Annotated in this window: 14 protein-coding genes; 11 read left to right on the top strand and 3 right to left on the bottom strand. The window is 70.9% G+C overall.

Going from position 1 to position 18,896, the window contains the following annotated elements; all coding sequences use genetic code 11:
• Positions 1 to 2: 2 nt before the first annotated feature.
• Entirely contained in the window at positions 3 to 1,577 is a 1,575-nt protein-coding gene (locus ACFYR3_RS06825; RefSeq protein ID WP_355840210.1) for an alpha/beta fold hydrolase, read from the bottom strand.
• A 297-nt stretch (positions 1,578 to 1,874) separates the two neighbouring features.
• Positions 1,875 to 2,687 (bottom strand): hypothetical protein, encoded by an 813-nt coding sequence (locus ACFYR3_RS06820; protein ID WP_355840211.1) that lies wholly within the window; start codon positions 2,685 to 2,687, stop codon positions 1,875 to 1,877.
• A gap of 103 nt (positions 2,688 to 2,790) precedes the next feature.
• Here ACFYR3_RS06820 and ggt point away from each other — a divergent pair, with 103 nt between their 5' ends.
• Positions 2,791 to 4,608 carry a gamma-glutamyltransferase gene (gene ggt, locus ACFYR3_RS06815; RefSeq protein WP_355840212.1) on the top strand — a complete coding sequence of 606 codons (1,818 nt, stop codon included), beginning with the start codon at positions 2,791 to 2,793 and terminating at the stop codon, positions 4,606 to 4,608.
• A 58-nt stretch (positions 4,609 to 4,666) separates the two neighbouring features.
• Here the strand turns inward: ggt and map are convergent, their stop codons facing one another.
• Positions 4,667 to 5,434 carry a type I methionyl aminopeptidase gene (gene map, locus ACFYR3_RS06810; RefSeq protein WP_355840213.1) on the bottom strand — a complete coding sequence of 256 codons (768 nt, stop codon included), beginning with the start codon at positions 5,432 to 5,434 and terminating at the stop codon, positions 4,667 to 4,669.
• 32 nt (positions 5,435 to 5,466) lie between these two features.
• Here map and ACFYR3_RS06805 point away from each other — a divergent pair, with 32 nt between their 5' ends.
• The 10 genes from ACFYR3_RS06805 (at position 5,467) to ACFYR3_RS06760 (ending at position 18,867) form a co-directional block, all read left to right on the top strand.
• Complete coding sequence (locus ACFYR3_RS06805) at positions 5,467 to 5,721, top strand: helix-turn-helix transcriptional regulator (RefSeq protein ID WP_355840214.1); 255 nt, start codon at positions 5,467 to 5,469, stop codon at positions 5,719 to 5,721.
• A 147-nt stretch (positions 5,722 to 5,868) separates the two neighbouring features.
• Positions 5,869 to 6,804, top strand: coding sequence for an HAD family hydrolase (locus tag ACFYR3_RS06800; protein WP_389281830.1), 936 nt, complete (start codon positions 5,869 to 5,871; stop codon positions 6,802 to 6,804).
• A gap of 534 nt (positions 6,805 to 7,338) precedes the next feature.
• Positions 7,339 to 9,321, top strand: coding sequence for a hypothetical protein (locus tag ACFYR3_RS06795; protein ID WP_389281828.1), 1,983 nt, complete (start codon positions 7,339 to 7,341; stop codon positions 9,319 to 9,321).
• A gap of 300 nt (positions 9,322 to 9,621) precedes the next feature.
• Positions 9,622 to 10,464: a nitrilase-related carbon-nitrogen hydrolase gene (locus tag ACFYR3_RS06790; protein ID WP_355840217.1), complete on the top strand. Its 843-nt coding sequence runs from the start codon at positions 9,622 to 9,624 to the stop codon at positions 10,462 to 10,464.
• Positions 10,461 to 11,744: an aspartate aminotransferase family protein gene (locus tag ACFYR3_RS06785; protein WP_355840218.1), complete on the top strand. Its 1,284-nt coding sequence runs from the start codon at positions 10,461 to 10,463 to the stop codon at positions 11,742 to 11,744. The genes ACFYR3_RS06790 and ACFYR3_RS06785 overlap by 4 nt, the downstream gene beginning before the upstream one ends.
• 168 nt (positions 11,745 to 11,912) lie before the next feature.
• Positions 11,913 to 13,469, top strand: coding sequence for a PucR family transcriptional regulator (locus ACFYR3_RS06780; protein ID WP_355840219.1), 1,557 nt, complete (start codon positions 11,913 to 11,915; stop codon positions 13,467 to 13,469).
• Positions 13,470 to 13,706: 237 nt separating this feature from the next.
• Positions 13,707 to 14,549: a nitrilase-related carbon-nitrogen hydrolase gene (locus tag ACFYR3_RS06775; protein ID WP_351125899.1), complete on the top strand. Its 843-nt coding sequence runs from the start codon at positions 13,707 to 13,709 to the stop codon at positions 14,547 to 14,549.
• A 220-nt stretch (positions 14,550 to 14,769) separates the two neighbouring features.
• The gene (gene hydA, locus ACFYR3_RS06770) at positions 14,770 to 16,170 is read left to right on the top strand and encodes a dihydropyrimidinase (RefSeq protein ID WP_355840220.1); all 1,401 of its coding nucleotides are present in this window, start codon (positions 14,770 to 14,772) and stop codon (positions 16,168 to 16,170) included.
• Between the two features lie 19 nt (positions 16,171 to 16,189).
• On the top strand, positions 16,190 to 17,212 hold the full coding sequence (locus ACFYR3_RS06765; protein ID WP_355840221.1) for a TIGR03842 family LLM class F420-dependent oxidoreductase: 1,023 nt from the start codon (positions 16,190 to 16,192) through the stop codon (positions 17,210 to 17,212).
• Positions 17,213 to 17,340: 128 nt separating this feature from the next.
• Positions 17,341 to 18,867 (top strand): NCS1 family nucleobase:cation symporter-1, encoded by a 1,527-nt coding sequence (locus ACFYR3_RS06760; protein WP_355840222.1) that lies wholly within the window; start codon positions 17,341 to 17,343, stop codon positions 18,865 to 18,867.
• Positions 18,868 to 18,896 lie beyond the last annotated feature (29 nt).

Below are 18,896 nucleotides of genomic sequence, written 5' to 3'. Positions count from 1 at the left end.
GATCACTGCTCGCGCAGGGGCACCGACACATAGGACGGGTCGTGCTCAGGTGAGGAGAAGGTCAGCTGCGCGCCGGACGGGTTGTGCTCGATGTAGAGCGGGTCGACCGTGTCGACGACCAGGGCGAGACGATGCCCTGCCGGGACGTCGTAGGCCGTGGAGAACAGGTCCAGGTCCACACCGAACGGCTCGCCGGGCGTCTGCCCGTGGAAGGTGTACGGCGCGTTGCTGACCAGCTTGCCGAGGCCGAGCGGGCCCACGTCGTAGAGGTAGGCGACGAGGGTGCCGCTCTCCTTGGTGCCGGTGACCGTGGTGTGCAGCCGGACGGTGCCGCGTATGTGCTGGGCGCTCGCGTACCGCTCCGACTGCCACACCGCGGCCCAGTAGCGCGGCAGCAGCGGGATCGCGGCCATCGGTGGAATCCGCGTGAGCTGGTCGAGGATGCTGGACAGGAAGATGACCCCGCCGTCCGCGCCCGAGTCGACGTTCGCGTGGATCCTGGTGGTGCCTCCGAGAGCGATCTTCCTCGTGGTCGCGCCGACCGACTTCCAGTCCGGGTAACCCTCGTAGCCGTCCGCGGAACGGGACTTGAGCTCCACCGGCTGTTCGCGGTCGACGCCGTTGGCCTTGCCCGCCAGATAGTGGTCGAACCAGCGGCCGGTGTCGGTCCACACGTCGTTGGGCAGTCCGAACAGGCCGGTGATCTCGGGGGTCGCGTGGTCGCCCGGGCGGAGCTCCAGCCGCTTGGGCCCGGTCAGTTCCCCGTAGAACTTCGCGTACTGGTTGGGCGAGAAGACCGTGTCGCCCCAGGCGTTGGCCATGAAGACGGCGGCGCCGTTCTTGTTGAGCTGGTCGACATAGGTCTCGGGGGAACGTTTCTTCCCCCAGTCGATCAGATCCTGCTCCTTCGAGAGGTTCGAGGCGAAGAAGTCCTTGAACACCTGTTGGGTCTCGGCGCTGGGACGGCCGGTGACATGGCCGACGCCGTCCAGCAGAGCCGCCGCCTGGACGTGTTCGGTACGGCCGGAGTAGATCGACTCGGTCAGGTCCGCCCAGCCGCTCAGCGCGGCGACCGCCTTGATGCGCTTGTCGTGCGCGGCGGCGAGCAGGCTGATTCCGGCGCCGTACGAGACGCCCGCCACGCCGACCCTCCCCGCGTCGGCAGGGGTGTTGGTGAGGGCCCAGTCGATCACCTTGGACACGTCGGCGGTGTCGCGGGGGCCCGCGACGTCGATCTCCCCGCCCGACTGCCAGAAGCCGCGGACGTTGTAACTGACCACTACGTAGCCGGAGTTCGCGAGCTTCTGGGCCTGTGCGAGGTACTCGACCTGCGGCAGGCCCCAGCTCGTGGGCAGCACGATGAGCGGGTAGGCGCGTGAGCCGTCGGCTCCCGCGGGGGTGACGACGTTGGCCTTGAGGGTCGTGCCGCCGTCACCGGAGATGTCGACGAAGCGGACGCCGTTCGTGCTGTCGGCGGCCTGGGCGGCGGGCGCCAGGCCCAGGCCCGCCGCGGCGATCAGCGTCGCGGAGACGGCACCGACGGCCGATGTGCGCAGGGGGTTGCGACCGTTTCCCAACGGGTCACTCCTCACTCGATCAGTGCAAAGTGACCCGACGGTAACCTCGGCGGCTTACTTCAAGTAACCCGTCGGTAAGTTACGTGCGGGTAACGATTGTTGAAGTGTTCATTTCATCACCACGGGCCTCATTGATATCTGGTCGCGCGGACGGCCGGAAAGCGTCGGCGTCCTGCGAGCCGGACGGCAGGCGATCCGGACGGCAGGCGTGCGAGCAGCCAGGCGTGCGAGCAGCCAGGCATGCGAATGGTCAGGCACGCGGTGGTCAGGCATGCAGGTCGGTGGGCGCGCCAGGCGTCATGTACGCCGCCGCGGCCGAGGCGTGGTCGGCTTCGCCGCCGACTCCTCGTCCGGCTTGGGGTCCGATGCCGGGTCCGGTGCCGGTGGCGTCGGCAGCGGGGTCTGAGCGGCGCGGGTGACGTCCGCGACGACTTCGACGACATCGGGGCCGTACGCCTGGGAGTTCACGACCTTCAGGAGCAGGACGAAGCTGCTGCCGCCGTGCTTGCGGGCGAGGCGCGTGTGGTTGCGGGCGAGATAGCGGGTCGCCGCCTGGTTGGTGATCGCGCGCTGGCCGCAGAAGAGGAAGACCGGTCTCACGTCGCGGCTCTGGCCCGCGGTGAGCCGGGCGAGGATCACGTACTCGGCCTTCCCCGACTCCAGGCGGTAGCGCTCGCTGCCGATCTGGAAGGCGCCCCGGTCGGGCCCCGGTTCGGAGTCGACGTTGACATGTATGCCGGGCAGCAGGGAGTGCAGATGCGCGGCCATGCGCCGGTTCGACGCCGGCCCGCCCACACAGAACTCCGTCCGCTCGCCGAAACCCTGCTGGGTCGCGTCGTGCGCGATGACCTGGGCGTGCGCGCCGCAGTCCTTGATCAGTGCGGACAGTTCGAGGAGTGCGAACACGTCGTGGCGCATCACCGTGAGCTCGGGGCCGCCCGCCTCGCGGTTCACCACCAGCAGCGACTCGGAGTTGTCGGGCAGCCCGAAGAACGCCTGCTTGCGGCGGAGCTTGCGCCGCCACAGATAGGTACGGGCGAGCCAGCCGAGCGCGGCACTGATGCCGGCCGCCAGGACGCCGAGGACGATGTTGCGCACGTCGTCAGTCATGTGCGCGCATGCTAGCGGGCCCACGGAACGGTGTTCGAGGGGGCCTGACGCGGGCATGGCGGTGCAGTTACGCTGCGCAGACGGCTGTTGACTGGAGGTACGGATGCGACGCCCTCTTGCGCGGAATCTGACGGTCTTGGCGGTTTCGGCCGCGACGGTGCTGGTCGGTGCGGCGGCGCCACCCGGGGCGCCGGCCGCGGGCACGCTCGCGAGAACGCCTGTCGCGAAGGTGCCCGTCGCGGTCGGCTACGGAGGCGCCGTCGCGAGCGTCGACGCGGACGCGTCCGCCGCCGGCATCGAGGTGCTGAAGAAGGGCGGCAACGCCGTCGACGCGGCCGTCGCCACGGCGGCGGCCCTCGGCGTCACCGAGCCCTACTCGTCCGGCATCGGCGGCGGTGGCTACTTCGTCTACTACGACGCCAAGTCCCGTACGGTCCACACGATCGACGGACGCGAGACGGCACCCCTGACCGCCGACTCCGGGCTGTTCCTGGAGAACGGCAAGCCGCTCGCCTTCGCGGACGCCGTCACCAGTGGGCTCAGCGTGGGCACTCCGGGCACGCCCGCCACCTGGCAGACCGCACTGGACACCTGGGGCAGCGAACGCCTGGGCAGCGTCCTGAAACCGGCCGAGCGCATCGCCCGCGCCGGGTTCACGGTCGACGCGACCTTCCGCTCGCAGACCGAGTTGAACCAGGACCGCTTCAAGAACTTCCCCGACACCGCGAAGCTCTTCCTGCCCGGCGGCTCGCTGCCGGTCGTCGGATCGACCTTCAAGAACCCCGATCTGGCGCGTACGTACGAGGAGTTGGGCAGGAAGGGCACGGGTGCGGTCTACGACGGTGACCTCGGCCGGGAGATCGTCGACACCGTCGACGAACCGCCCGTGGATCCGGCGTCCGGCTACAACGCCCGGCCCGGCAAACTGTCCCTCAAGGACCTCGCGGCGTACGAGGCGAAGCGTCAGGCGCCCACCAGAACCTCGTACCGCGGTCTGAACGTCTACTCGATCGCGCCCTCCTCCTCCGGTGGCACGACCGTCGGCGAAGCCCTCAACATCCTGGAGAAGACGGACCTTTCGAAGGCGAGCGAGGCGCAGTACCTGCACCACTACATCGAGGCGAGCCGGATCGCGTTCGCGGACCGGGGGCGCTGGGTGGGCGACCCGGCCTTCGAGGACGTACCCACCAAGGGCCTGCTCTCGCAGAAGTACGCGGACGGTCGAGCCTGCCTCATCAAGGACGACGCGGTGCTGACGAGCCCGCTCGCGCCGGGCGACCCGAGCGGTACCACCGCCTGCACCACCGCCGGGACGGCGGCCCCGACGACGTACGAGGGCGAGAACACGACCCATCTGACGGTGGCCGACAAGTGGGGCAACGTCGTCGCCTACACGCTGACGATCGAGCAGACCGGCGGCAGCGGCATCACCGTCCCGGGACGCGGCTTCCTCCTCAACAACGAGCTGACGGACTTCTCCTTCTCGCCGGCCAACCCGGCCGTGCACGACCCCAATCTGCCGGGTCCGGGCAAGCGCCCGCGCTCGTCGATCTCGCCGACCATCGTGCTCGACCGGACCAACCGGCCCGTCGTGGCGCTCGGTTCGCCGGGCGGCGCGAGCATCATCACGACGGTTCTGCAGACGCTGACCGAGTTCGTCGACCGGGGTCTTCCGCTGGTCGACGCGATCGCCACGCCACGCGCCAGCCAGCGCAACGCCGCCCAGACCGAGCTCGAACCCGCCCTGTACGACAGTCCGTTGAGGGCGCAGCTCGAAGCCATCGGCCACTCCTTCAAGGTCAACCCGGAGATCGGCGCGGCAACGGGCGTCCAGCGCCTCCCGAACGGCAAGTGGCTGGCCGCGGCGGAGAAGGTCCGGCGGGGCGGAGGATCGGCCATGGTGGTGCGGCCCACGCCGTAGCGGTCGTGCCGCGGGGCAGGAACACCCTTCCGCCCCGCGGCAGTCGACGCCCGAGCGGTCAGCGCGCCGTCAGGATGCGAGGGCCCGAGTCCGTGATGGCCACGGTGTGCTCCGCGTGAGCCGCTCGGGAGCCGTCGTCGGTGCGCAGGGTCCAGCCGTCGGGGGCCGCGTGGTAGCCGTCCGTGCCGCCGCCGATGAGCATGGGCTCGATGGCGAGGACCATGCCGTGCCGCAGGGGCAGTCCGCGGCCCGGGCGGCCCTCGTTCGGGACGGCCGGGTCCTCGTGCATCCGGCGGCCCACGCCGTGCCCGCCGAAGCCGTCCGGGATTCCGTACCCCGCCCCGCGGCACACCGTGCCGACGGCGTGCGCGATGTCCCCTATGCGGTTGCCGACGACGGCCGCCTCGATACCCGCGGCCAGCGCCCGCTCGGCGGTCTCCACGAGCCGCACGTCGGCGGCGCGCGGCTTGCCGACGATGAAGCTGATCGCCGAGTCGCCCACCCAGCCGCCCAGTTCGGCGCCGAAGTCGATGGAGACCAGGTCGCCGTCGCGCAGCCGGTGCTTCGTCGGGATGCCGTGCACGATCGCCTCGTTCACGGAGGCGCAGATGACCGCGGGGAAGGGCGTGGGCGCGAAGGAGGGGCGATAGCCGAGGAAGGGCGAGCTCGCGCCCGCGTCGCGCAGGACCTGGTGCGCCACCTCGTCCAGCTCCAGCAGGGAGACGCCCACGTCGGCCGCCTCCCGCACGGCCGTGAGTGCCTTGCCCACGACCTGGCCGGCCGCGTACATCTCGTCGATCGATGTGTCCGTCTTCAGTTCCACCATGCCAATTACTATACCGGTATTAGAATGGGGTCATGGTGCGAAACCCCCTGACCCCCGAAGAGCGCGAACGCGGCGAGCGGCTCGGCCGATTGCTGCGCGAGGCCCGCGGGGGCCGCAGCATGGCAGATGTCGCGGGGGTGGCCGGGATCTCCGCGGAGACACTGCGCAAGATCGAGACCGGGCGGGCGCCCACGCCGGCCTTCTTCACGGTCGCGGCGCTGGCGCGGGTCCTCGGGATCTCGATGGACGACCTCGTCGTGCGGTGCGCGTTGGTCCCCGTGGTCTGACGGCTCCGTCCGCCCCCGCCCCGGGCCCTCGGCCGGCCACGCCGCCACGTCGCGGTCGACCGTTCCTGCCGGTCGGCCGATCAAGGGATTGTTGAATTCATGGAATATTCCCTTGTCGTCTACGCGCGTAGTCATTAATCTCCGGCCATGTCGAACACCAACGCCCGCTCCGGCGTGGCGACTTCGCAGGAGCCGCCTCTGGGCGAGACGCGGCTTTCCACCCGTACGGAACCATCGGCGAGGCGCGGGCGCCGCGCGCGCCCGGTCGTGCGGCTCGTCTGCACCGACCTCGACGGCACCCTGCTCGACTCGGACGGCGCCATCCGCGAGCGCACCCTGAGCACGCTCGCGGAGGCGGCGCGGGCCGGCGTCGCGGTGGTGGGGGTGACCGGACGGCCCGTCCGGGACACCTTGGACCTGGCCCGGCGCTACGGGCTCACGGGGCCCGTGGTGTGCAGCAACGGCGCGGTGACCGTCGACATCGCGTCGGGGCGGCTGCTGGACTGCCGGGGGTTCGGCCCCGGCGACGCGGCGGGGATCCTGCGCGAGGTACGGGACGCGGTGCCCGGGGTCGCCGTCGGGGTCGACTCCGTGTCCGGGCTCCGGCTGGAGGCGGCCTTCGTGCGGCTGGTGCCGAACCCCTGGTGTCACGTGGCGTTGGAGGGCGGGACCGCGCCGGTGGACGGGGACCCGGTGGTCAAGATCCTCGCCGCCCACCCGATGCTGCTCGTGGACGAACTGGCCGCCGTGCTCGCCGCGGTCGTCGGTGACCGCGCGGTGATCACCAGGTCCACCGGCGACTTCCTCGAACTGTCCGCCCCCGGCGTCGACAAGGGGGAGGCGCTGCGGTTGCTCGCCGAGCGGCGCGGACTCCCGCTGGAACACACCGCCGCCGTCGGTGACATGCCCAACGACATACCCATGCTGCGCGCGGCCGGGCTCGCCGCCGCCGTCGCCAACGCCCACGAGGACGCCCTGCGAGCGGCCGACATCGTGCTGCCCAGCAACGACGACGAAGGTGTCGCCGCGCTCATCCGGCTCGTCCTGCCCCGCGCGGGCAAGGGGGAGGCGTGCCGCGTCTGAGGCCGCCGCAGCGTCTGCTGCAACTTTCGCCGCAACGTCCACTACTCGGGTGGGAGTTCGGGTCGGAGTTCGTGCCGCGTCCGAGGGCCGCCGCAACGTCTGCTGCAACATCCGCCGCTCCGGTGGGAGTTCGGGTGGGAGTTCGAGTCGGAGTTCGGGTGGATGCTCGGCGCGGGCGAAGGTCCGCGTCCACCGTGCGACGGGCCGCTCCCGCGCGTACGAGCCCCCGGCCCGAACTCCCGCCGGAGCGGCGGTCTTCGTGCGTGCCGGGCATCGGCTCCCGGGTGTCCCGGGCGCCAGTCCCGCCGCGCCGGACGCGGTGGGCGCGGTGGGTGCGTGACGGCTCGCGTTCGACACGCGGACGGGGGAGGGGCGTAAGACCCCCCGTCCTTCGGCGTGCTCGTACGGGAGTGCGACGAGGTGTCCGTCGCTGAGAGCTCTGCGTCCGTGCCGAAAACTCCCCGTAGTCGATCCGTAACACGGCTGGTGTTTTCTATCGGGTCGGAGTACTCACGTCGGGCGGGGAGTTGGGTGATGGCTGTAGAACAACTCCCGGGACAGGTGCTGGAGTTCGCGAGGTACCTGAACGGGCTGGTGGACCGCCTCGACCGCGGCGGCGGCTGGTGCGGAGTCTTCTGGCAACGTGACCCCGACGGGATGCGGGCGTGCCTGGAGGGCTGGGAGGTGCCGCCCTGGGACGTCGTGGAGGCGCTCCTCCAGGACGTCGTCGCGGAGTACGGGGAGCGTGCCGCCGCTCAGGAGACCGAACGGGCCCGCGCCCTGCACCGCGCCTCGCTGGCCGCGTACGACGCCCGTCCGGGTGGCCGGGACGCCCTCGGCGACCGCCTCGATGTCATGCTCCGCGAACAGCGCTACGCCGCCGAACGCCATGGCGAACTGAGCAGGCTGCTCCCCTCGGCCGCCTCCCGGGAAGAGGCCGACGCGATCCACCTGGACCTTGCCTGGGCTCAGGACGATCACGAACGCGCCACCGCCCGCTGCACGGAACTGCGCCACCGTATGACCGACGTCGACCGCCGCGCCCTGCGCACCCGCGCGCAGGGCGCGCTGAGTTTTCCGCCCCCCGCCACCGGGGGCGCCGCATGGACGCGGCAGCCGGAGAACTGGGCCGACCCGTCCGAAGGGGACCGGTCCGGACGTGACCCGTCCGGAGGAGACCCGTCCGAAAGGGGAGGCGCCCGGCGCGCCCCGGAGACGGGCACTCCCGGCGCGCTCCGGGGCGCACACCTGGGTATGCAAGCCGGCGCGCACGATGCCGACACGAGCCCCGTCGGCCGCTTCCCGGACTCCGGCCCCGGCCCCGGCTCCGGCCTGGGCCCCGGACCAGGCGCGGGCCTCGGCCCCGGCTCCGGCCTCGGCCCCGGCTCCGGCCACGGCTCCGGCCACGGCCACGGCTCCGGCCCCGGCCCAGGGCCAGGCGCCGGCCCGGCGCTCCCTGGGCAGTCGGGGTCCTGGTCTCCTCCCGCGGGCCGCGCGTCGGGCGGCGAGCGGGCCTACGGCCAAGGCGCCGCACCCGCCCCGAGGGACGACGGGACCCCGCCCCGCCCCGGACCAGGCGCGGACCCGGCGCTCCCTGGGCAGTCGGGGTCATGGTCTCCTCCCGCGGGCCACGCCCCCGGCGGCGAGGCGGAGCCCAGGTCCCCGCTGACGGACCTGGCGGCGGGTGGCGAGCGGGCCTACGGTCAAGCCGCCGCACCCGCCCCGACGGACGACGGGACCCCGTCCGGACCAGGACCAGGACCAGGCGCGGGCCCGAAGCAACGCTCCAAGCGCCGGCCCCGGGGCAGCGCCCGCTTCGCCGGGATGACGGCGCCGGACGCGGCGCCCGTGACCGCACCGCAGACGGCGCCGGTGCTGACCGCCCCGCCCGCGCAGGGCAGGCGCACACCCCGCGGCGCACGCTTCGCGGGGGCCGCCGAGGAACCCGCCCGCCCGCGGACGAAGCCGGAGACGGAGCCGCCGGACGAAGACGCGCGACGACTCACCGCGGAGACCGTCGGGACCCTCACGCGGCTGCGGAGCGAGGGCCGCAGCGGCGAGGCGCACGCCCTGCTCGTCGAAGCGGCCTACTGGCCCCCCGCACGCTTCCCCCTGCTCGCCGCCGAACTCCACCGCGCCGGCCTCGACGCGGACTGGGCCACCCTCCTTTGGGAAGCAGCCTCGCTGCCCGCCGACCGGCTGGTCGCCGCGGCCGACGCGCTCACCGCCGCCGGCCGTACCGCCGACGGCCGGCAGATGCTGCGCCAGGGCGTCACCCGGCCCGCGCCCGAGATCGGGGCTGCCGTGCTCGGGCTCGCCGACGAGGGCCGTGCACGCGAGATCGGCGCCCTCCTCGACGCGTACGTGCGCGTACGCACCCCGGAGGAGGCCGCCCGCAGCGTCGAGACGGACCCGCAGCGCCTCGTACCGCTTCTCCTGCAGGCGGCCCGGAGCGTGTCCGACGAATGTCAGTGGGACCTGGTCCACGCCTTGCGCGTCGCGGGCTTCACGACGTGACCGTCCGCCCGGCGAGACGGCCACGCCACCCGGCCGCCCCCTCCCCGTCCCCGCACCTCCCTCCGCGCGCGCGGAGGGAGGTGCGCGCGCGATTGCCGATGACCGACCGGTCCTCCGATCGGCCGCACCGTCCCGCCCCACCGGCCACGTCACTCACCCGTGGGGGTCAGAAACGTGATCGACTCAGCGGGTTAACGACGATGGTCTTGGCAAGGCTGTCCGGGGGGCTTACTTTCGAGCCTCTACAGCCTTTGTCTACGGGCGTAGAGGCTCTCTGACGTCCCGTCGAAGGAGCAGCTCATGGCCAACGTCGTACGTGCCGCCCTGGTCCAGGCCACCTGGACCGGCGACACCGCATCCATGGTCGCCAAGCACGAGGAACACGCCCGCGAGGCGGCCCGGCAGGGTGCCAAGGTCATCGGATTCCAGGAAGTCTTCAACGCCCCGTATTTCTGCCAGGTCCAGGAGCCGGAGCACTACAGCTGGGCGGAGCCGGTCCCCGACGGGCCCACCGTCACCCGTATGCGGGAGCTCGCGCGCGAGACCGGCATGGTGATCGTCGTACCCGTGTTCGAGGTCGAGCAGTCCGGCTTCTACTACAACACCGCGGCCGTGATCGACGCCGACGGCACCTACCTCGGCAAGTACCGCAAGCACCACATCCCGCAGGTGAAGGGCTTCTGGGAGAAGTACTACTTCAAGCCCGGAAACCTCGGCTGGCCCGTCTTCGACACGGCCGTCGGCCGGATCGGCGTCTACATCTGCTACGACCGCCACTTCCCCGAAGGCTGGCGGCAGCTCGGCCTCAACGGCGCCCAGCTCGTGTACAACCCCTCCGCCACCTCCCGCGGCCTCTCCGCCCATCTCTGGCAGCTGGAACAGCCCGCCGCGGCCGTGGCCAACGAGTACTTCATCGCCGCGATCAACCGGGTCGGGCAGGAGGAGTACGGCGACAACGACTTCTACGGAACCTCGTACTTCGTCGACCCGCGCGGACAGTTCGTCGGCGAGACGGCGAGCGACAAGGCCGAGGAACTCATCGTCCGGGACCTGGACTTCGACCTCATCGAGGAAGTACGCCAACAGTGGGCGTTCTACCGCGACCGGCGCCCCGACGCCTACGAAGGGCTGGTGCAGCCATGACCGACCTGTACGCCCGCCACCAGGCCGTCCTGCCCGACTGGCTCGCCCTCTACTACGAGGACCCGATCGAGATCACGCACGGCGAGGGCCGCCACGTCTGGGACGCCGAGGGCAACAAGTACCTCGACTTCTTCGGCGGAATCCTCACCACGATGACCGCTCACGCGCTGCCCGAGGTGACGAAGGCGGTCAGCGAGCAGGCCGGCCGGATCATCCACTCCTCGACGCTCTACCTCAACCGGCCGATGGTCGAACTCGCCGAGCGCGTCGCCCACTTGTCGGGCATTCCGGACGCCCGCGTCTTCTTCACCACCTCCGGCACCGAGGCCAACGACGCGGCCCTGCTGCTCGCCACCGCCCACCGGCGGAGCAACCAGATCCTGGCCATGCGCAACAGCTACCACGGCCGGTCGTTCAGCTCGGTCGGGATCACCGGCAACAAGGGCTGGTCACCCACCTCCCTGTCCCCCCTCCAGACGCTGTACGTGCACGGCGGCGTCCGCACCCGCGGCCCCTACGCCGACCTCGACGACAAGGCGTTCGTCGCCGCCTGTGTCGAGGACCTCAGGGACCTGCTCGGCCATGTGCGCCCGCCGGCGGCGCTGATCGCCGAACCCGTCCAGGGCGTCGGCGGCTTCACCGCACCGCCCGACGGCCTGTACGCGGCCTTCCGCGAGGTCCTCCAGGAGCACGGAGTCCTCTGGATCTCCGACGAGGTGCAGACGGGCTGGGGCCGCACCGGCGAGCACTTCTGGGGATGGCAGGCGCACGCCGCCTCCGGCCCGCCCGACATGCTCACCTTCGCCAAGGGCATCGGCAACGGCATGTCCATCGGCGGTGTGGTCGCCCGCGCCGAGATCATGAACAGCCTCGACTCCAACTCCATCTCGACCTTCGGCGGTTCACCGGTCACCATGGCGGCGGGGCTGGCGAACCTCACCTACCTCCTCGAACACGACCTCCAGGGCAACGCCCGGCGCGTCGGCGGCCTGCTCATCGAACGGCTCCGCGCGGTCACCGCGCAGTTCGACGGCGTACGCGAGGTGCGCGGGCGCGGACTGATGATCGGCGTCGAACTGGTCGAGCCCGGCACCGACCGGGCGAACCCCGAAGGAGCCGCGGCCGTACTCGAAGCGGCCCGCGAGGAAGGCCTGTTGATCGGCAAGGGCGGCGCTCACGACACCAGCGTGCTGCGCATCGCACCGCCGCTCTCCCTCACCGTCGCGGAGGCGGAGGAGGGCGCGGCGATCCTGGAACGCGCCCTGAGGCGGGCCCAGTAACAGCGGGCCCAGTAACAGATCGTGAGCAAGGGCGGGTGAGCCGAAGGGGCGGAAGGGGTCGAAGATCCGGCGCGCGAAGACCCGAAGGGCGGGTACGCGTCGAGTCCTCGAAAACGGCCGCAGCGCTCCGGAGGCGAACCGAGCCACAGATAAAAGGGGAACGCCGCCATGACCACCGCCTTGGAACCCGCGCTGTCGGTACGCCAGGTCCTCGCCCTGGACCGGGTGCTCGCCGGGGAGCCCGAGGTGGTGGCCGGCGCCGGCCACCTCGACCGGTCCGTCCGCTGGGTGCACGTCGCCGAGGCCGCCGACGTGGGCGTCATGCTCAGCGGCGGCGAAATGGTCCTCACCACAGGGGTGTTGCTCGCGGGCAACCCCGATGCCCAGGCCGAGTACATCCGCTCGCTGCACCGAGCCGAGGCCGCGGCCGTCGTCCTCGGGCTGGGCCGGGCCTTCCCCGCACCCCCGGACGTGATGCGCCGGGCCGCCGAACGCTGCGGACTTCCCATGGTGGTGCTCCACCGGCCCTTCCCCTTCGCCGAGTTGACGGAGGAGGTCCAGTCCCGGCTGGTACGGAGCAAGTTCGCGGCCGTGAGCCTCTCCGAGGCCGTACGCACGGCCCTCACCGGGCTCATCACCACCGGTGCCCCGCTCCAACGCATGCTCGACGAGATCGCCGTGCACGCCGCCTGCCCCGTCGTCGTCACCAACCTCGCCCACCGGGTGCTCGCCACCGCCGGTGAACGCTCCGCCGTCGACGACGTGTTGCGCGACTGGGACCGCATCGCCCGGCAGGCGGGCGGCAGCGAGGGCGACGGCTGGATCCGCGCGGAGCTGGGCGGACGGGGCGAGAGATGGGGCCGCATCGTGCTGTGCGGCCACCGGGGCGACGCGGCGACCGGGCGGCTGCTCGCCGACCGTGCCGCCGAAGCCCTGGTCCTGCACCGCATGCTCGGCGGCTCCGCCCACACCTGGGAGGAGGAGTCCGCGCAGGGCCTGCTGACCGACCTGGTGAGCGGTGTCGTGCCGGCCCGCCAACTCCTTCCCCGAGCGCGGGCCGCCGGACTGCCCGTCAACCGCCGCACCTTCGTACCCCTGGTGGTACGCAAGGCCGACCCCGCCCAACTCGGCCGCGTACTACGGCTGCTGGGGCTGCCGGGACTCGTCGCCGAATTGTCCGACGGAGCCACCGCCCTGCTGCTCAGCCTCGCCCGGGACCAGGACGCGGACGCCCTGGCCGCACACTTCGCCCTGCGACTGCGGCACGAGACGGGCGCCACCACCACCGTGGCCGCCGCCGGACCCCGCACCGCCTGGGACGACGTCCCCGCCGGGCTGCGCGAGGCCCTGCACGTCGCCGAGGCCGCCGACGACAGACCCGCGGACCAGGACCAGCCCGTACTGGTGCGGCTGCGTGACGTCCATCTGCGTGGCCTCGTCCGGCTGCTCCGGGACGACCCGCACGTCCAGTCCTTCGCGGAACGGGAACTCGACGGGCTGCTCTCGGGGCCGCAGGCGGACCCGCGGCTGCTGCCCGTGCTGCGGACCTATCTCGCCACCGGCCGCAACAAGTCGCGCACCGCCCAGCTCCACCACGTCAGCCGGCCCGCGCTCTACCGCCGTCTGGAGGCCATACAGGCGCGCCTCGGTGTCGACCTCGACGACTTCGAACAGGCCGCGTCCGTCCACATCGCCCTGCTCGCGCACGACGCACAACAACGGTGAAGCCCGATGCACAACAACGGTGAAGTCCCCTGCGGACCGACGGGAAGCCCGATGCGCGGCAACGGCGAGAACCCGGTGCGCAACCACGGTGAAACATACGACGACTCTGGCGAAACACGGGACGACGCGGAGGTGACACCGTGGAACGGCACAGCACTTCGGACGTGACACGGTGCAACTCAAAGACGCGGTCCGGGCTTTCTAGGCTCCTCGCACACCGAGCGACCGGAGGTCCCGATGAGCAGAGTGATCCGCGCCGCCGTCTTCCAGACCGCATGGACCGGCGACAAGGAATCGATGATCCAGGTCCACGAGCAGGCGGCCCGCGACGCGGCCGCGCAGGGCGCACAGGTCCTGTGCTTCCAGGAGCTGTTCTACGGACCCTACTTCTGCCAGGTCCAGGACAAGGAGTTCTACGCCTACGCCGAGCAGATCCCCGAAGGCCCGATCGTGCGGCGCTTCCAGGCGCTGGCGAAGGAACTGGGCCTCGTCCTCGTGCTGCCGATGTACGAGGAGGAACAGCCCGGCGTCCTGTACAACACCGCGGCCGTGATCGACGCAGACGGCTCCTACCTGGGCAAGTACCGCAAGACCCACATTCCCCAAGTCCCCGGATTCTGGGAGAAGTTCTACTTCCGGCCCGGAAACTCCGGCTGGCCCGTCTTCGACACGGCCGTCGGCCGGATCGGCGTCTACATCTGCTACGACCGGCACTTCCCGGAAGGCTGGCGGGCGCTCGGCCTCGCGGGTGCCGAGATCGTCTTCAACCCGTCGGCGACCTCGCGTGGTCTGTCCGGCTACCTCTGGCAGCTGGAGCAGCCGGCCGCGGCCGTCGCCAACGAGTACTTCGTGGGCGCGATCAACCGGGTGGGTGTCGAGGAGTACGGCGACAACGACTTCTACGGGACCTCGTACTTCGTGGACCCCGAAGCGCAGTTCGTCGGCGAGGTGGCGAGCGACAAGGAGACCGAACTCGTCGTCCGCGACCTGGACATGGCCAAACTCCGCGAGGTCCGCGACCGGTGGCAGTTCTACCGCGACCGCGCCCCGGGGACCTATGGGCCGCTGACCGCGCCCTAGCAACTCCCCGGGCCGCGGGCACGGAGGCTTTCCGGGCCGCGGGCCCGGACCGGCTCCGGGCGCCGGACGGCGGCGCCCGGAGCCACCGGCGGCACGGCGGCCGGCACGGTCCCTCCCGCGAACCGCCCCACGAGTTTCCGCACCGGGAAACAGTGCCGACCTCAGCCCCTGACAGCCTCACAAACCCCTCAGTGCACGCACGACCGGAAGGAGAGGGAGCATGAGCCGTACCGTCATCCGGGGTGGTCTCGTCATCACCGCGTCCGACGAGATCCACGCCGACGTCCTGATCGAGGACGGCCGGATCGCCGCCCTCGCCGCGACCGGCACGCCCACGGCCGAGTCGTGGACGGCCGAGCGCACCATAGACGCCACCGGCAAGTACGTCATCCCGGGCGGCGTCGACGCCCACACCCACATGGAACTGCCCTTCGGCGGCACCTTCGCCTCCGACACCTTCGAGACCGGCACCCGGGCCGCCGCCTGGGGCGGCACCACCACCATCATCGACTTCGCGGTCCAGAGCGTCGGCCGCTCCCTGCGCGAGGGACTCGACGCCTGGAACGCCAAGGCCGACGGCAAATGCGCCATCGACTACGGCTTCCACATGATCGTCTCCGACGTGAACCAGGAGACGCTCAAGGAGATGGACCTGCTGGTCGAGGAGGGTGTCACCTCCTTCAAGCAGTTCATGGCCTACCCGGGCGTCTTCTACAGCGACGACGGCCAGATCCTGCGCGCCATGCAGCGTTCCGCCGAGAACGGCGGGCTCATCATGATGCACGCCGAGAACGGCATCGCGATCGACGTGCTCGTCGAACAGGCGCTGGCCCGCGGCGAGACCGACCCGCGCTACCACGGGGAGGTGCGCAAGGCGCTCCTGGAGGCCGAGGCCACCCACCGCGCCATCAAGCTCGCCCAGGTCGCCGGTGCCCCGCTCTACGTCGTGCACGTCTCCGCCACCGAAGCGGTCGCCGAGATCGCCCGCGCGCGCGACGAGGGTCTGAACGTCTTCGGCGAGACCTGCCCCCAGTACCTGTTCCTGTCGACCGACAACCTCGCGGAGCCGGACTTCGAGGGAGCGAAGTACGTGTGCAGTACGCCCCTTCGGCCCAAGGAGCACCAGGCGGCCCTCTGGCGCGGTCTGCGCACCAACGACCTCCAGGTCGTGTCGACGGACCACTGCCCGTTCTGCTTCGTCGGTCAGAAGGAGCTCGGCCGCGGCGACTTCTCGAAGATCCCCAACGGCCTTCCCGGCGTCGAGAACCGTATGGACCTGCTCCACCAGGCCGTCGTCGACGGGCACATCTCCCGGCGCCGCTGGATCGAGATCGCCTGTGCCACGCCGGCCCGGATGTTCGGCCTGTACCCGAAGAAGGGCACCATCGCGCCCGGTGCCGACGCCGACGTCGTGATCTACGACCCGCACGCCGAGCAGATCATGTCGGTCGAGACCCACCACATGAACGTCGACTACTCGGCGTACGAGGGCAAGCGCGTCACCGGACGGGTCGAGACCGTGCTGTCGCGCGGCGAAATGGTCATCACCGAGCGGGAGTTCACCGGACGCGCGGGCCACGGCGTCTACACCCCCCGTTCCACCTGTCAGTACCTTCTCTGAGCGACCAGGAGTGGCGCCAATGGACTTCGGACTCGTCCTGCAGACAGACCCCCCGGCCTCCCGTGTCATCGAGCTGATGAAGCGGGCCGAGGCCAACGGCTTCACGTACGGCTGGACCTTCGACTCGGCCGTGCTCTGGCAGGAACCCTTCGTGATCTACAGTCAGATTCTCGCCAACACCGAGAAGCTGACGGTCGGCCCGATGGTCACCAACCCGGGCACCCGCACCTGGGAGGTCACCGCCTCCACCTTCGCGACGCTCAACGACATGTACGGCAACCGCACGGTGTGCGGGATCGGGCGCGGCGACTCGGCGATGCGTGTCGCAGGGCGCAAGCCCAACACGCTCGCCCGTATAAGCGGTGCGATGAAGGTCATCCGTGCCCTCGGCCGGGGCGACGAGGCCGACCTCGGCGGCACCGTCATCAAGTTCCCCTGGGTCAAGCCGGGTGCCGAACTGCCGGTCTGGATGGCCGCGTACGGTCCGAAGGCCCTCAAGATGACCGGCGAGGAGGCCGACGGCTTCATCCTCCAGCTCGCCGACCTCTATCTCACCGAGTACATGGTCAAGGCCGTGAAGGACGCGGCGGCCGAGGCCGGGCGCGACCCCGCCGAGGTGAAGATCTGCGTGGCCGCGCCCGCCTACATCACCGAGGACGACTCGCCCGAGGCGCTCGCCCACGCCCGCGAGCAGTGCCGGTGGTTCGGCGGCATGGTCGGCAACCACGTCGCCGACCTGGTCTCCAAGTACGGCGAGCACTCGGCGGCCGTCCCCGACGAACTCACCGAATACATCAAGGCCCGTGAGGGGTACGACTACTCCCACCACGGACGGGCCGACAACCCCGACACGGCGTTCGTGCCCGACGAGATCGTCGACCGGTTCTGTCTGATCGGCACGCCCGAGCGGCACATCGAGAAGCTGAACGCGCTGCGCGAGCTGGGCGTCGACCAGTTCGCGGTCTACGACATGCACGACGCCCAGGAGGCCACCATCGACGCGTACGGAACGCGGGTCATCCCCGGCATCAACGGGCAGTAACCGAAGGCCGACCCCCTCAGTCTCCCCTTCCCGCCGTCCCGGGAAGGGGACCAGGGCGCTCCCCGCGCACCCCCCGCAGTTCGTCCCCGCACGGCCTCTCCCGTCACTCCTCATTGATTGGCCTGCTCATGACAGAAACCGTCCCCCCGGACAGCCCGCCCACCGGACAGGTCACGCTCCCCGACGGCCGGGTGGAGATCGCGCCCGGCGCACCCGCGCCCACCGGCCCCTACGCCAACGAGGACCTGCTGCCGGTTCCGGTCGAGAAGCGCACCTGGACCACGTACAACTTCTCGGCCCTGTGGGTCGGTATGGCCCACAACACCGCTTCCTGGACGCTGGCTTCGGGCCTGATAGCCGTCGGCATGGACTGGAAGCAGGCCGTCCTCACCATCGCCCTCGCCAACCTGATCGTGCTGGTCCCGATGCTGCTCACCGGGCACGCGGGACCGAAGTACGGCATTCCGTTCCCGGTCTTCGCCCGTGCCTCCTTCGGGGTCCGCGGGGCCAACCTCCCCGCTGTCGTACGGGCGTTGGTGGCGTGCGGCTGGTTCGGCATCCAGACCTGGATCGGCGGCGAGGCGATCTACTTCCTCGCGGGCAAGCTCTTCGGCGACGGCTGGCGGAACGCCTCACAGGTCGGTGGCCACGCCTGGACCATGTGGCTGTCGTTCGCGATCTTCTGGGTGCTCCAGGTCGCCATCATCTACCGCGGCATGGAGACCATCCGCCGGTTCGAGAACTGGGCCGCGCCCTTCGTGCTCGTCGGCGCCGGCGTGATGCTGTGGTGGATGAGCAGCAAGGCCGGCGGCTTCGGGCCGCTGCTCGACCAGCCGTCGAAGCTCGGTTGGGGCGGTGACTTCTGGAAGCTGTTCTGGCCCTCGCTGATGGGCATGATCGGCTTCTGGTCCACCCTGTCGCTGAACATCCCCGACTTCACCCGCTACGGCAAGAGCCAGAAGGCGCAGACCTGGGGGCAGGCGCTCGGGCTTCCCACCACGATGACGCTCTTCGCGTTCCTGTCCGTCATGGTGACCTCGGGCTCGCAGGCCGTGTACGGCAAGGCCGTCTGGGACCCGGTCCAGCTGGCCGCCAAGACGGACAACGTCGTCGGCATCATCTTCGCGCTGGTCACCGTGCTGGTCGCGACGCTGTCCGTGAACATCGCGGCGAACCTGGTCTCGCCGGCCTTCGACTTCTCCAACATCGCGCCCCGGAAGATCAACTTCCGTACCGGCGCGCTCGCCACCTGTGTCCTCGGCGTACTGATCTTCCCGTGGAAGCTCTACTCCGACCCGCAGGGCTACATCTTCACCTGGCTCGGTCTGGTCGGCGGACTGCTCGGGACGGTCGCCGGCATCCTCATCGCCGACTACTGGATCCTGCGCCGCACCAAGCTCGACCTCGCCGACCTGTACCGCACGGGCGGCCGCTACTGGTACGACGGCGGCTGGAACTGGCGGGCCGTGGTCGCCTTCGTCACCGGCGGCGTCCTGGCCGTCGGCGGCGCGGACTTCCATCCGCTGATCGACGGACGGCCCATCCCGGCGCTGGAGTCGCTCGCCGACTACGGATGGGCGGTCGGCCTCGGCACGTCGATGGTGCTGTACGTGGTGCTGATGCTGCTGCGCGGAAAGGACAGGACCACGGTCTGAGCGCGGCGACCGGAGGACGGCCAGTTCTT

This window comes from Streptomyces sp. NPDC005784 (assembly GCF_042871525.1).
Taxonomy (GTDB): Bacteria; Actinomycetota; Actinomycetes; order Streptomycetales; family Streptomycetaceae; genus Streptomyces.
This window is presented reverse-complemented; position numbering and strand designations above follow the sequence as displayed.

Excerpts from the sequence above, each read along its gene's own strand:
- ACFYR3_RS06820 (WP_355840211.1), bottom strand. The coding sequence starts at position 2,687 with ATGACTGACGACGTGCGCAACATCGTCCTCGGCGTCCTGGCGGCCGGC.
- ggt (WP_355840212.1), top strand. The coding sequence starts at position 2,791 with ATGCGACGCCCTCTTGCGCGGAATCTGACGGTCTTGGCGGTTTCGGCC.
- map (WP_355840213.1), bottom strand. The coding sequence starts at position 5,434 with ATGGTGGAACTGAAGACGGACACATCGATCGACGAGATGTACGCGGCC.
- ACFYR3_RS06805 (WP_355840214.1), top strand. The coding sequence starts at position 5,467 with ATGGTGCGAAACCCCCTGACCCCCGAAGAGCGCGAACGCGGCGAGCGG.
- ACFYR3_RS06800 (WP_389281830.1), top strand. The coding sequence starts at position 5,869 with ATGTCGAACACCAACGCCCGCTCCGGCGTGGCGACTTCGCAGGAGCCG.
- ACFYR3_RS06795 (WP_389281828.1), top strand. The coding sequence starts at position 7,339 with ATGGCTGTAGAACAACTCCCGGGACAGGTGCTGGAGTTCGCGAGGTAC.
- ACFYR3_RS06790 (WP_355840217.1), top strand. The coding sequence starts at position 9,622 with ATGGCCAACGTCGTACGTGCCGCCCTGGTCCAGGCCACCTGGACCGGC.
- ACFYR3_RS06785 (WP_355840218.1), top strand. The coding sequence starts at position 10,461 with ATGACCGACCTGTACGCCCGCCACCAGGCCGTCCTGCCCGACTGGCTC.
- ACFYR3_RS06780 (WP_355840219.1), top strand. The coding sequence starts at position 11,913 with ATGACCACCGCCTTGGAACCCGCGCTGTCGGTACGCCAGGTCCTCGCC.
- ACFYR3_RS06775 (WP_351125899.1), top strand. The coding sequence starts at position 13,707 with ATGAGCAGAGTGATCCGCGCCGCCGTCTTCCAGACCGCATGGACCGGC.
- hydA (WP_355840220.1), top strand. The coding sequence starts at position 14,770 with ATGAGCCGTACCGTCATCCGGGGTGGTCTCGTCATCACCGCGTCCGAC.
- ACFYR3_RS06765 (WP_355840221.1), top strand. The coding sequence starts at position 16,190 with ATGGACTTCGGACTCGTCCTGCAGACAGACCCCCCGGCCTCCCGTGTC.
- ACFYR3_RS06760 (WP_355840222.1), top strand. The coding sequence starts at position 17,341 with ATGACAGAAACCGTCCCCCCGGACAGCCCGCCCACCGGACAGGTCACG.